This window comes from Arthrobacter sp. FW306-06-A (genome assembly GCF_021870055.1).
Taxonomy (GTDB): Bacteria; Actinomycetota; Actinomycetes; order Actinomycetales; family Micrococcaceae; genus Arthrobacter.
In genome coordinates this window covers 4,058,015-4,070,716 of record NZ_CP084552.1, presented here as the reverse complement: position 1 = coordinate 4,070,716, position 12,702 = coordinate 4,058,015, and the positions used below count along the sequence as shown (strand labels likewise).

General features: G+C 65.8%; 11 protein-coding genes. 3 read left to right on the top strand and 8 right to left on the bottom strand.

The window, feature by feature from the left end; genetic code table 11:
* Positions 1-426: a heat shock protein transcriptional repressor HspR gene (locus tag LFT49_RS19090; RefSeq protein ID WP_272910812.1), complete on the top strand. Its 426-nt coding sequence runs from the start codon at positions 1-3 to the stop codon at positions 424-426.
* Positions 427-608: 182 nt separating this feature from the next.
* The gene (locus LFT49_RS19085; protein ID WP_236822081.1) at positions 609-995 is read left to right on the top strand and encodes a hypothetical protein; all 387 of its coding nucleotides are present in this window, start codon (positions 609-611) and stop codon (positions 993-995) included.
* A gap of 123 nt (positions 996-1,118) precedes the next feature.
* On the opposite strand, the gene LFT49_RS19080 is transcribed toward LFT49_RS19085, so the two are convergent.
* From LFT49_RS19080 to LFT49_RS19055, 6 genes are all read right to left on the bottom strand, one after another.
* On the bottom strand, positions 1,119-1,934 hold the full coding sequence (locus LFT49_RS19080; RefSeq protein WP_237429092.1) for an HpcH/HpaI aldolase family protein: 816 nt from the start codon (positions 1,932-1,934) through the stop codon (positions 1,119-1,121).
* Complete coding sequence (gene hpaH / locus LFT49_RS19075) at positions 1,919-2,704, bottom strand: 2-oxo-hept-4-ene-1,7-dioate hydratase (protein ID WP_237429091.1); 786 nt, start codon at positions 2,702-2,704, stop codon at positions 1,919-1,921. The genes LFT49_RS19080 and hpaH overlap by 16 nt, the downstream gene beginning before the upstream one ends.
* A 2-nt stretch (positions 2,705-2,706) precedes the next feature.
* The gene (hpaD, locus tag LFT49_RS19070) at positions 2,707-3,792 is read right to left on the bottom strand and encodes a 3,4-dihydroxyphenylacetate 2,3-dioxygenase (protein ID WP_237429090.1); all 1,086 of its coding nucleotides are present in this window, start codon (positions 3,790-3,792) and stop codon (positions 2,707-2,709) included.
* A 95-nt stretch (positions 3,793-3,887) separates the two neighbouring features.
* The gene (gene hpaE, locus LFT49_RS19065) at positions 3,888-5,399 is read right to left on the bottom strand and encodes a 5-carboxymethyl-2-hydroxymuconate semialdehyde dehydrogenase (protein ID WP_237429089.1); all 1,512 of its coding nucleotides are present in this window, start codon (positions 5,397-5,399) and stop codon (positions 3,888-3,890) included.
* A gap of 61 nt (positions 5,400-5,460) precedes the next feature.
* Positions 5,461-6,147, bottom strand: coding sequence for a GntR family transcriptional regulator (locus LFT49_RS19060; RefSeq protein ID WP_237429088.1), 687 nt, complete (start codon positions 6,145-6,147; stop codon positions 5,461-5,463).
* Positions 6,144-7,613 (bottom strand): fumarylacetoacetate hydrolase family protein, encoded by a 1,470-nt coding sequence (locus LFT49_RS19055; RefSeq protein ID WP_237430558.1) that lies wholly within the window; start codon positions 7,611-7,613, stop codon positions 6,144-6,146. The genes LFT49_RS19060 and LFT49_RS19055 overlap by 4 nt, the downstream gene beginning before the upstream one ends.
* Positions 7,614-7,846: 233 nt before the next feature.
* On the opposite strand from LFT49_RS19055, the gene LFT49_RS19050 reads away from it, so the two are divergent.
* Positions 7,847-9,775, top strand: a complete 1,929-nt coding sequence (locus LFT49_RS19050; protein ID WP_237429087.1) for an FAD-binding monooxygenase — start codon at positions 7,847-7,849, stop codon at positions 9,773-9,775.
* Here LFT49_RS19050 and LFT49_RS19045 read toward each other — a convergent pair.
* Positions 9,748-10,602, bottom strand: a complete 855-nt coding sequence (locus LFT49_RS19045; protein WP_237430557.1) for a prephenate dehydratase — start codon at positions 10,600-10,602, stop codon at positions 9,748-9,750. The two genes, LFT49_RS19050 and LFT49_RS19045, sit on opposite strands and share 28 nt — an antisense overlap.
* Before the next feature lie 53 nt (positions 10,603-10,655).
* Complete coding sequence (locus tag LFT49_RS19040) at positions 10,656-12,569, bottom strand: amylosucrase (RefSeq protein WP_236820645.1); 1,914 nt, start codon at positions 12,567-12,569, stop codon at positions 10,656-10,658.
* Positions 12,570-12,702 lie beyond the last annotated feature (133 nt).

Here is a 12,702-nt window from a genome sequence, read left to right as displayed (position 1 = left end):
GTGGACATCAGTGCTGACCAGCCGATCTTCGTGATCTCCGTGGCGGCCGAGCTGGCGGACATGCATCCGCAGACCCTGCGGCAGTACGACCGGCTGGGCATCGTCAAGCCCAGCCGCGCCCCCGGGAAATCGCGGCGCTATTCGCAGCGTGACGTGAACATGCTGCGGGAAGTGCAGCGGCTGTCCCAGGAAGGCGTATCGCTCGAGGGCATCAAGCGCATCCTGGAACTCGAAAACCAGGTCGCGGCCCTCCAGAGCCGCATCACCGAGCTCACCGAGGAACTGGGCCGCCGGCCCCGTGCGGTGGACTCGCGGATCTTTGCTGCCGGCGCAGCCGGTGACGTGGTGAGCCTGGCACGCGGACAGCGGCCCCGGCCCAGGTCGCAGGCTGTCATGCTGTGGCGGCCCCGGGCCATTGGGCAGTAGGTACTGCATTCCGCTGCCTGCCGAAAATAGAGTACCTACTACTCGTGACCGGACAGCCCCCTAAAACTTGAATGGAACCATCGCCGGATCAGCGGCGGTGGTTCCACAAGTTCTGGGGGTTTTTCCGTGTTTAGAGTTCTCAGCAAAGGTCTCATCCGCAAGGCCCGGCCATGAGTCCGGGAATGGAATCGGTGGCCGCGTTCAGCCACTCCCTGCCTGGGCAGATCCTGCTGGCCATCGGGCAGACTGTCGTGGTGGTCTGCGTCTGCTTCGACATGGTCCGCGAGCTTTCCGTCCCGAGGTCGCACCGGCGCTACGTGGCCAGCACGGTGTTCCGGACCCTGGCCATCCCGTCCATCATGGCCAATGCCATGACCGTCTTCATCGCCTTGGTGGTTTCCTCCTGGATGGATGTGGTGATGGGCATGTTCGTGCTGGTGGCCATCGTCTTCCGGTTCCACCACAACCAGGACGAGGACAACTGGTGGAAGGGCAAGGGCAAGAAACTGGCACGCTGGGCCCGCCGCCAGTTCGCCGGCCGGACGTCAGCGGCCCCGGCCATGGGCTAGCAACGAAGGCCCCTGTGCCACACTGGCCCACTTTTCGGAGATAACCCACGACGGGAGCCCGGGTTTTCGGGTTTCCCGCGTCCAAAACTGGGCCAGTCCGGCAGCGGGCTCAACCACCGGGGCTTAGTAGCTGGGCCGGGTTTCGCCGTCGGTTGGCTTTACGAACTTCGCCGCGAGGGCCTCGGAGCCGCGGGCCAGGAGGGCGACGTCGGCGCCGACCAGGATGAAATCGGCGCCGTGGTCGAGGTAATGCTGCGCGGTGTCCGGGTTGAAGGCGTTAACGCCCGCGGGTTTTCCTGCGGCTGCGGCGGCTGTGAGGCAGTGTTCGACGGCGGCACGCACCTCGAAGTGTTCCTGCTGTCCCAGCAGGCCCATGGATGCGGCCAGGTCGGACGGCCCGATGAAGACGGCGTCCACACCGTCGACCTTGAGGATGTCCTCCACTGCCTCGACAGCCGCAACGGACTCGATCTGGACTGTCACGCTGATGGTCTCGTTGGCGCGGGTCAGGTAGTCCGGGACCCGGTTCCAGCGGGCGGCGCGGGCCAGCGCGGATCCGACTCCGCGGACGCCCTGCGGTGGGTATCGGGTGGCGGCCACGGCGGCCTCGGCCTCGGCCACCGAGTTCACCATGGGGATCAGCAGGTTCTGCACGCCCAGGTCCAGGTACTGCTTGATCACCACGGTGTCGTTGACCGGTGGCCGGACCAGGGTATGCACAGGGTAGCCGTGGATGGCCTGGAGCTGGGCGAGGATGGATTCGAGTCCGTTGGGGCTGTGTTCGGCATCGACCAGCAGCCAGTCCAGTCCGGATCCGGCGCAAAGTTCAGCGATGAGCGGACTGCCGGAGCAGACCCACATGCCGGCCAGCGGCCGGCCTGCTTCACCCTTTTGCGCTGCCAGGGCCGACCGGAAGTTGTCCTCTATTCGAAACGGCATGTCACGCTCCCCAGCGGTCCGTAGTCGGCATGCACGGTATCACCCTTGTACACCCACATGGGACGGGTGAAGGAACCGGCCAGGATGATGTCCCCGGCCTTCAACGCGTCACCGTGGGCGGCGATCTTGTTGGCCAGCCAATGGACCCCGTTGGCGGGGTGGTCCAGGACGCCGGCGGCAACTCCGGTCTCCTCCACGGTCTGGTTCTTGTACAGGATGGCGGAGACCCAGCGGAGGTCCACGGCGTCCGGCTTCACCGGGTTGCCGCCGATCACCATGGCGCCCATGGCCGCGTTGTCCGAGATGGTGTCCACGATGGTCCGGCCCTCCATTTCGATCCGGGAGTCCAGGATCTCGAGGGCCGGAACCACGTAGTCGGTGGCCTTCAGGACATCGAAAATGGTCACGCCCGGGCCCTTGAGCCCGTCCTTCAACACGAACGCCAGCTCCACCTCCACCCGCGGGTGCGTGTACTGGTCCCACTCCACGGAGCAGCCGGTTTCCAGCACCATGTCATCGAAGATGGCGCCGTAGTCAGGTTCCGTGATGCCGGTGGCGGCCTGCATGGCCCTGGACGTGAGGCCGATCTTGCGCCCCACCAGGGTCCTGCCGGCGTCCTCGTTCCGGCGCCGCCACAGCTGCTGCACCGCGTAGGAGTCCTCCACCGTCATGCCAGGGTAGCGGGCGGTCAGGCGGGGAACAGGGGTGCGGGTCCGGCCGGCTTCCACCAGTTCGTCCGCGATGGCCTCAATCGTCGTCGGCTCAAGCATGGCTAGACCTGGACTCCCAGCTTGAAGCCGGTCCGGTCGCCTTCGGGCGAGCCTTCCTTGCGGGTGTAGGAGAAGCCGTCGGCCCCCACGGTCACCGCCATCTCGGACTTTTCCTCGCGGACGATGACCGGCTGCGGGTTGCCGTCCAGGTCCAGGACGAGGGAGGCCTCGGTGTACCAGGACGGGACGACGGGGTTGCCCCACCAATCGCGGCGCTGGTTGTCGTGGACGTCCCAGGTGATGGTGGGGTTGTCCGGGTCGCCGGTGTAGTAGTCCTGGGTGTAGATCTCGATGCGGTGGCCGTCCGGATCCAGGATGTAGAGGTAGAACGCGTTGGACACGCCGTGCCGGCCGGGGCCGCGTTCGATCCGGTCGCTGATGCGCAGGGCGCCCATCTTGTCGCAGATCTGGATGATGTTGTGCTTCTCATGGGTGGCGAACGCGACGTGGTGCATGCGCGGGCCGTTGCCGCCGGTCAGGGCCGTGTCGTGGACCGTCTGCTTGCGGTGCATCCAGGCGGCATAGGTGACGCCGTCGGAATCCTTGATGTCCTCGGAGACGCGGAAGCCGAGGTCCTCCAGGTACGCCCGGCCGCGCGGGACGTCCGGGGTGACCTGGTTGAAGTGGTCCAGACGGACCAGTTCACCGGCCGAGTAAAGGTCGTAGCGCTGGGTGAGGCGTTCGACGTGCTCCACCTCGTAGAAGAACTCGTAGGGGAAGCCCAGCGGGTCCTCCACGCGCACGGAGTCGCCGATGCCCTTGGTGAAGCCTTCCTTGCGGCGCTCCACCCGGCAGCCCAGTTCCTTGTAGTAGGCCTCGGCGGCGTCCACCTCGGCGGGGGACTTCACCCGGTAGGCGAAGGCGGCGACGGCGGCGACCGGTCCCTTGCGCAGCACCAGGTTGTGGTGGATGAACTCCTCCAGGGAGCGCAGGTAGATGGCGTTCTCGTCTTCTTCGGTGACGTGCAGGCCCAGGACGTCCACGTAGAACTCGCGGGATCTGGCGAGGTCCGTGACCACGATTTCCATGTAGGCGCAGCGCACGATGTCCGGTGCCGGGACGGTGGGGGTGGGAACGAAGTTGGTCATGGGACTCTCTCTTCTTCGAAAGGGCTTTCCCCAACTGACTGGCAGTAGTTGTCGTTTTGGAGCTTCAAAACGACAACAAGTGCGAGCTAGTTGGGCTAGGCGCCGAATTTGGGGGTGTGGACGGAGCCGAGCGTGATGTGCACGGCCTGCTGGTCCGTGTAGAAATCGATGGAGCGGTAGCCGCCCTCGTGGCCCAGGCCGGATGCCTTGACACCGCCGAACGGGGTACGCAGGTCGCGGACGTTGTGGCTGTTCAGCCAGACCATGCCGGCTTCCACGTTTTGCGAGAAGTTGTGCGCCCGGGTCAGGTTCTGGGTCCAGATGTAGGCCGCCAGGCCGTATTTGGTGTTGTTGGCCAGCGCGAGGGCTTCGTCGTCGTTTTCGAACGGGGTGATGGCCACGACGGGTCCAAATATTTCGTCCTGGAAGATCCGGGCGTCGGGTGCGACGTCGGCAAACACCGTGGGTGCGATGTAGTTGCCTTCGGGCAGGTGGTCGGGGCGGCCGCCGCCGGCCAGGAGCCGGCCTTCGGACTTGCCGATCTCCACGTAGGAAGCCACCTTCTCGTAGTGCTCGGGGTGGACCAAGGCTCCCACCTGGGTCTTGGGGTCGTGCGGGTCGCCGACCACGATGTTCCTGGCCCGGGCGGCGTACTTTTCGCAGAATTCGTCGTAAATGCCGCGTTCCACCAGGATGCGGGAACCTGCGGTGCAGCGCTCCCCATTGAGGGAGAAGACGCCGAACAGGGCGGAATCGATGGCGGCGTCCAGGTCCGCATCAGCGAAGATGACGCAGGGGGACTTGCCGCCGAGCTCCATAGACAGGCCCTTGAGGTTGGTTGCGGCGTTGCGGAAGATCGTCTGGCCGGTGGTGGTTTCGCCGGTGAAGGAGATCAGCGGGACGTCCGGGTGCTTGACCAGTGCGTCGCCGGCCTCCTCGCCCAGGCCGTTGACCAGGTTGAAGACGCCGTCGGGCAGACCGGCGTCCTTGAAGATGGTGGCCCACAGCGAAGCGGACAGGGGAGTGAACTCGGCGGGCTTGAGGACCACGGTGTTGCCGGTGGCCAGGGCCGGGGCGAGCTTCCAGGACTCAAGCATGAACGGGGTGTTCCACGGGGTAATCAGGCCGGCGACACCGATCGGCTTGCGGTTCACGTAGTTGATCTGGGAGCCGGGGACCTTCATGGCATCGTCGAACTGGGCGACAATCAGGTCCGCGAAGAACCGGAAGTTCTCGGCGGCGCGGAGGGCCTGGCCCTTTGCCTGGGTGATGGGCAGGCCGGTGTCGAAGGTTTCGAGTTCTGCCAGCCGGGCTTCCTGGGCCTCGACGGCGTCGGCGATTTTGTTGAGGATGCGGGCGCGCTCGCGCGGCTTCATCTTCGGCCATGGGCCTTTGACGAACGCTTCGCGGGCGGCAGCAACGGCAAGGTCGATGTCCTCTTTCTGGCCGGCTGCGGCGGTGGCGTAATTCCGGTTGGACACCGGGTCCAGGACGTCGAAGGTCTTGCCGCCCACGGAGTCCACGAACTGGCCGTTGATGTAGTGCTGGATATGCGTGGGCAGATCCTCCGGAACGTAATGCTTGGCGGTTTCTACAGAGGCAGTCATCGTTGAAGTCCTAACTGTGTTCGTTGTCGTGCAAGGGTTCGCGCGTCCAGGTGGTTCGCGCTTAGGTGGTTTGGGCGAGGTACGCGTCCAATGTCGCAGTCCGGTGGAGGCGGGCTGCCTTTTCGATGGCGTCCGCGTCGGCTCCCGTCTCGAGGAGCTTCAGCAGGTTCTCGTGTTCCTCCACGGAGTCGCGGGCGCGGCCGGGGACGAAGCGGAAGGTGGAGGACCGGAGGGATGCGAGCCGGTTCCAGCCGCGGTGCACCAGGTCCAGGATGTGCGGGTTGGGGCAGTGCTCGAACAGGACGCTGTGGAAGTCCTGGTTGAGCTGCGTGAACCGGACCGGATCGAAGTGTTCCAAACACTCGCGCATCTCCTGGTTCACAGCCCGGGCCCGGGCCACCGCGGCGGAGTCGATCAGCGGGGCCGACAGTGCCGTCGCGGCCCCCTCCACAATGCTGAGGGTCTGCATCGTGTACAGGTACTCTGTGGGGTCGATGCCGGCCACGGTGGCGCCGACGTTCCGTTCGAAGGTCACCAGGCCCTCGGCTTCCAGCCGCCGGATGGCCTCCCGCACCGGGACCACGCTGAACCCCAGGTCCTTGGCGATGGCCCCCAGGACCAGCCGGTATCCGGGGGTGTAGGTGCCTTCCACGATCCGGGCCTTGACGGACTGGTAGGCCTGCTCCGACTTGCTGCCAGCAGGGGTATCGGAAAGCTCCGGCACGCCGGTCAATGCTGTCTCAGTCATTGGTGCTGCCTGCCCATCCGTTCCCACTCCACGTACCTCTTCTGCCATTCGGCGTTCATGGGGTAGAGGCCATCCACGCTGTTGCCCTGCTTGACCATCTCGAAGATGAAGGTTTCTTCCTTCTCCTGCTGGATGCAGTCGTCCGCCAGTTCCTCGGCGATGGCCGGCGGGATCACCAGGATGCCGTCCGAGTCGGCCACGATGATGTCGCCGGGCTGCACGGTGGCGCCGCCACAGGCGATGGTGATGTCGGTGTCCCACGGAATGTGGCGCCGTCCCAGCACCGCAGGGTGAGGGTTGGCGAAGTAGGTGGGCATTTCCAGATCCGCGACGGCCGAGTAGTCCCGCACGCCGCCGTCGGTAATGATGGCAGCGGCGCCCCGCACCTGGGCACGGAGGGCCAGGATGTCGCCCACCGTGCCGGTGCCCTTCTCGCCGCGGGCCTCCATGACCAGGATTTCGCCCTCGGTCACGGAGTCGATGGCCTTCTTCTGGGCGTTGAAGCCGCCGCCGTGGGTCTTGAACAGGTCTTCGCGGTTGGGCACATACCGGAGGGTCCGGGCCAAGCCCACAACGCGGCGGTCCGGCCGGGTGGCCTGCAGCCCATCGATGCTGACGTTGTTCAGGCCGCGCTTGCGCATTTGCGAGGACAGCGTGGCGGTGGCAACTGACTCAAGTTTTGCCTTCAGTTCCGGGGAGAGGGCGGGCGAAACCGCGGCAAGTCCTGCGGCTTCGCGCGACCCGTAGGCCTCCTCCCGCTGCAGGTCATCGACCTTGGGCTGCGCGCCAAAGTCCGCGAACGCCGTCGTGCCTTCCTCAACTTTGGTGACCAGCCGCCCGGTGGAGAGCGCACCGTCCGTGGTTCCCACCTCCACCTCCAGGATGTCTCCGGGCTTTGCCACGGAGGCGCCGGCCGGGGTGCCTGTGAGGATGATGTCCCCCTCCTCAAGGGTGAGCAGCTGGGAGAGATCGGCGATGAGGCGGGCGAACGGGAAGAGGAGGTCTTCGGTGGTGTCGTCCTGGACCAGCTCATCGTTGTGCCAGGTGCGGATGCGGAGCCTGGAAGGGTCGACGGCGTCTGCCGGGATCAGTGCCGGGCCCACGGGGGTGAACCCGTCCCCGCCCTTGGACCGAAGGTTGGAACCCTTGTCGGCGTACCGCAGGTCGTACACGCCGAGGTCATTGCTGGCCGTGACGGCGGCGACATGGCTCCACGCGTCCTCCATGCTGACGCGGCGGGCGGCCTTGCCGATCACCAGGGCGATCTCGCCTTCGTAGCCGAGCAGTTCGCAGCCGGCTGGCCGCTCGACGGGGCTTCCGCTGAGTGCCAGGGAGCTGGAAGGCTTGAGGAAGTAGGACGGCTGGGCGGGGGTGCGGCCGCGCTGGGCAGCCCTGCTGGGGTAGTTGATATGCACCGCGATCACCTTGCGTGCTGCCGCCAGGGTGTCGCCGTTGACCTGCTCCAAATCCTTCTCCTCATCAGGTACGAAATCGTATACGATCACTATGGCCGCTTCCGCGCGGTCCGTCAACCCCCGGTTTTCTACCGCTTTCCTGATAGCTCCTGGTCCACTTGTCGCCCACATCACATGCGGCGTACAGTGGAAACCAAGTTCTTAGTTTCGATTATCGAATCTAATGTTCCAATATCGAACAAAATCTGACGGAACAGTTATCCACAATGAAGTGAGGAAAGCCCGTGCAGTTCCACCACCACGGATACGTATCCGGTGACCCGCGCGTCCAGCCCGCAGCCGGCGTCGGCCTGAACCGGCCCGAGGAGCTTCCTGAGGAAGTGGACGTCCTTATCGTCGGGACCGGCCCTGCCGGTATGCTCGCCGCCGCGCAGCTGTCGATGTTCCCCAACGTGACCACCCGCATTGTCGAGCGCCGTCCCGGCAGGCTGGCCATCGGCCAGGCCGACGGAATCCAGGCCCGCAGCGTGGAGACCTTCCAGGCCTTCGGCTTTGCGGAACGCATCACCGCCGAGGCGTACCGGATCACGGAGATGGCCTTCTGGAAGCCTGATCCCGCCAACCATGCCAACATTGTCCGTTCTGCCCGTGCCGTGGACGACGAGATGGGCATCAGCGAGTTCCCGCACCTGATCGTCAACCAGGCACGCGTTCTGGACTACTTCGCCGAGTTCGCCGCGAATTCGCCCACCCGACTCAAGCCCGACTACGGCTACGAATTCCAGGGCCTCACCGTCGCCACTGAAGGGGACTACCCGGTGACCGTGACCCTGCTCCACACTGCAGGACCCAACGAGGGGCAGGAGCGGACGGTCCGCGCCAAGTACGTGGTGGGGGCTGACGGTGCCCGCAGCAAGGTTCGCCAGGCGATTGGCTGCACCATGGCAGGGGACCAGGCCAACCACGCCTGGGGCGTCATGGACGTACTGGCCGTCACCGATTTCCCCGACATCCGTACCAAGTGCGCCATCCAGGGCGAGAAGGGCAGCATCCTGCTGATTCCGCGCGAAGGCGGCCACCTGTTCCGCATGTACGTGGACCTGGGCGAAGTGGATCCCGCCACCCACCACGCAGTGCGCAACACCAGCATTGAGCAGATCATCGCCAAGGCAAACGACATCCTCCACCCCTACACCCTGGATGTGCGCAACGTGGCATGGCACAGCGTGTACGAGGTGGGCCACCGCCTCACGGACAGGTTCGACGACGTCCTGCCGGCGGACCGCGGCACCCGCACCCCCCGCGTATTCATCACCGGCGACGCCTGCCACACCCACAGCGCCAAGGCGGGCCAGGGCATGAACGTCTCGATGCAGGACGGCTTCAACATCGCCTGGAAGCTGGGGCATGTCCTTGAGGGCCGCAGCCCGGAAAGCCTGCTTTCCACCTACTCAGAGGAGCGGCAGGTGGTGGCGAAGAACCTGATCGACTTCGACAAGCAGTGGTCCTCAATGATGGCCAAGAAGCCCGAGGAGTTCGAGGACCCGTCGGAGCTGGAGGAGTTCTACGTCCGGACCGCCGAGTTCCCGGCCGGGTTCATGACCCAGTACGCGCCGTCGCTGATCGTGGGCAGCAGCGGGCACCAGGACCTGGCTGCCGGCTTCCCGGTCGGAAAGCGCTTCAAGTCCGCACCCGTGGTCCGCGTCGGTGACACCAACCCCATCCACCTGGGCCATCACGCCACCGCCGACGGCCGCTGGCGGATCTACGTCTTCGCCGATCCCGCCCTGCCCGGCACCGGCTCCGCCACGGACAAGCTCGCGGAATGGTTCGCCAACTCGCCGGAATCTCCCCTCGCCGCCACCCCTGCCGGCGCCGACCCGGATGCGTGGTTCGACCTGAAGGTCGTCTACCAGCAGCCGCACACCGCCGTCGACATCGGGGCCGTCCCTGCAGTGTTCAAGCCGCAGGTGGGGCCCTTCAAGCTGACAGACTACGAAAAGGTGTACGCCACGGATCCCAAGGCCGACATCTTCGACCTGCGCGGCATCGACCGCAACGGCGCCGTCGTGGTGGTCCGCCCGGACCAGTACGTGGCCAGCGTCCTGCCGCTGGCGGCGACTGCTGAGCTCGGTGCGTTCTTCGGTCCCCTGCTCAAGCGCAGGGAACCGGTGACGCAGCCCCGTCAGGCTGTGGCTGCTGCCGCGCGGTAGTCCGCGGCCGGGTAGACGCCCAGGATCCGCACCTCGGTGGTGAAGAAGTCCAGTTCCTCGAGGGCCAGTTTGAGCGGCAGGTCCTCGGGGTGGCCTTCAACGTCGGCCATGAACATGGTGGCCGCGAACTCGTTGCCCACCATATAGCTCTCCAGCCGGGTCATGTTCACCCCGTTGGTGGCAAAACCGCCCAGCGCCTTGTACAGGGCGGAGGGGACGTTGCGGACGCGGAACACGAAGCTGGTGACTGCCGGTCCGGGAAGTTCGTCCCGGGCCGGCAGTGCCGTTTCCCGGGCCAGGACCACGAAGCGGGTGGTGTTGGAGGGGTCGTCCTCCACGCGCGAGGCCAGGACATCCAGGCCGTAGATCTGCGCGGCAAGCGGGGGAGCCAGGGAGAGCTTGCGGGGATCGTTCCATTCGGCTACTTCCCGGGCAGACCCTGCGGTGTCGCCGGCGATGACCGGCTTGAGGCCGTGTTCGCGGATCAGCTTCCGGCACTGGCCCAGCGCGTGGATGTGGCTGTGCACCTCGGTGGCGCCTTCGATGGTGCTGCCCGGGATGCCCAGCAGGTCGAAGTGGATGGGCAGGAAATACTCGCCCACGATCTGCAGGTTGGACTGCGGCAGCAGGATATGGATGTCCGCCACGCGCCCGGCGATGGAGTTCTCGATGGGGATCATGGCCAGCTCCGCCTCGCCGCTGGCCACCAGCTCAAAGGCGTCCTCGAAGCTGGCGCATGGAACGCTTTCCATGTCCGGGAACATCTGCTGACACGCGATATTGGAGTTGGCGCCGGGCTCACCCTGGTACGCAATCTTGGAGGCCATGATCCGTATGGTTTCACGCACGGACACGGGTTAAGAAAACGGGCACCGCGATGCTACGCCGGGGTGACGCGCAGCCAGAGGTATTGCCGGGGAAGGAGCGTTACGCCGTCGTCCAGCTGAAGGGCGGCTTCGGAGAGAAGGTCGACGGCGGCCGGCGCGAATCCGCCGAAGGTCTCCGGCGGAAGGGTCTGGGCGGAGTCGCTGAAGTTGGCAAGGGAAAGGACCGCGCTGCCATCCTCCGGATCGCCGGGCCGCTGGTAGGCCAGGACTGACCGGTTGTTCGTGTGGAAGTCCACCAGCGTGGTTCCGGCAAGTTCAGCGGTATTCGCCCGGACCTCGATCATCCGTTTCAGGCCTGCATACACTGCACCTTCCGGAGTGGCGGGATCCAGGCGGCGGGCGTACTGCTCCGCCGGAAAGTGCGGGCGGTGGACCCACCGGCTGTCCTCCCCGTGGCCCGGTTCCGACGCGTAGCCATAGTCGTTGACCTGGCCCACCTCGTCGCCCAGGTACAGCAGCGGGATGCCGCCGGTGCTGAACGGCACCGAGTGGGCCAGGAGGATCCGTTCCACCGCCTCAGCCGGGTCAAGCTCCATGCCGCACAGGGACGCCGTCGTGCCTGAAATCCGGCAGTCACCGGTCTTCGGATTGTCCTGGAAGGGGACGCCGCGGGCGAAGCTGCCCGGGAACCTGTTGACGTAGAAGGAGTTCAGGAAACGGCGGTGGTCAAAGCCGTTGATGCCCAGTTCGGCCGCGTCCTCGTCGGCGAAGGTCCAGCCGATGTCATCGTGGCTGCGGACGTAGTTCACCCAGGCCGTGCCGTCCGGGATGTTGTGCCGGCGCTCCAGGGCCTGGGCCAGGAGCGAGGCATCGCGGGTGGCCAGGGATTCCCAGATCAGGGCCATCTGCAGCGGGTTGTAGGACAGCTGGCATTCTTTGGGGTCGATGTACAGGGCCACCTCGTCCGGGTGAACGATGGCCTCTGACTTGAACAGCAGCGACGGCGCCGCCAGCCGGCACACGGCGTTGAAGGCCCGCAGCAGCGTGTGCGCCTGCGGGAGGTTTTCGCAGGGCGTGCCGAGCTGCTTCCAGATGAACGCCACCGCATCCATGCGCAGGATGTCCACGCCCTGGTTGGCGAGGAACAGCATCTCGCCGGCCATGGCCCGGAACACCTCCGGGTTGGCGTAGTTCAGGTCCCACTGGTACGTGTGGAACGTGGCCCACACCCACCGGCCGTCCTCCATCTGGATGAAGGAGCCGGGGTGGTTCTCGGGAAAGATCTCGCGGACGTTCGCCTCGAAGGCGTCCGGCATGGTCCGGTCCGGGAAGATCCAGTAGTAGTCGCTGAATTCGGGATCTCCCGCGGCTGCCTTCCGGGCCCATTCGTGCTCGTCCGAGGTGTGGTTGAAGATGAAATCCACCACCAGGCTGATGCCGTTGGCCTTCAGCTCCGCTGCAAGGGAGCGCAGCTGCTCCATTGTGCCCACCTTCGGGTTGACCTGCCGGTAGCTCGAGACCGCGTAGCCGCCGTCCGAATGGGGTTCGGGTGCCAGGAACAGGGGCATGAGGTGCAGGTAGGTCAGGCCCAGTTCCTTGAAGTACGGGATGCGGGCGCGCACCCCTTCCAGGCTTTCGGCATAGCGGTCCACGTAGCAGACCCCGCCGAGCATCCGGTTGGACTGGAACCAGTCGGGAGTCCCTTCGCGTTCGGCGTCCAGGGCCTTCAGCTCCGGGGAACGCTCCTGCCAGGAGCGGGCACATTGGAGGACCAGGTCCGTGAGCTGGTCCAGCCAGTCATTGCGGTCGCCGTACAGGGAGTGGAACAGGCTGCGGAGCGTGGGAAAGTGCTCCTCGAGGCGCCGGTCGAAGTCCGGGTCCGGGCGCAGCCCAAGCCCGCGTTCCCGGGACACAGCAGACAGCACATGCCGGCGTGCCTGCTGGTCCTCGTTAACCGTTTCCTGCATGTTGACCGGCCTTTCCACACTTCCTCCGGCCTCCCTGGCCGCTCACCTGTAGGGAAGTATTCCACGTCACATGCGGAAGGCGTCCGACGGCGACGGGACGGTTACGTTTCGCAGGGCCCCGGTGGGCCGGAGC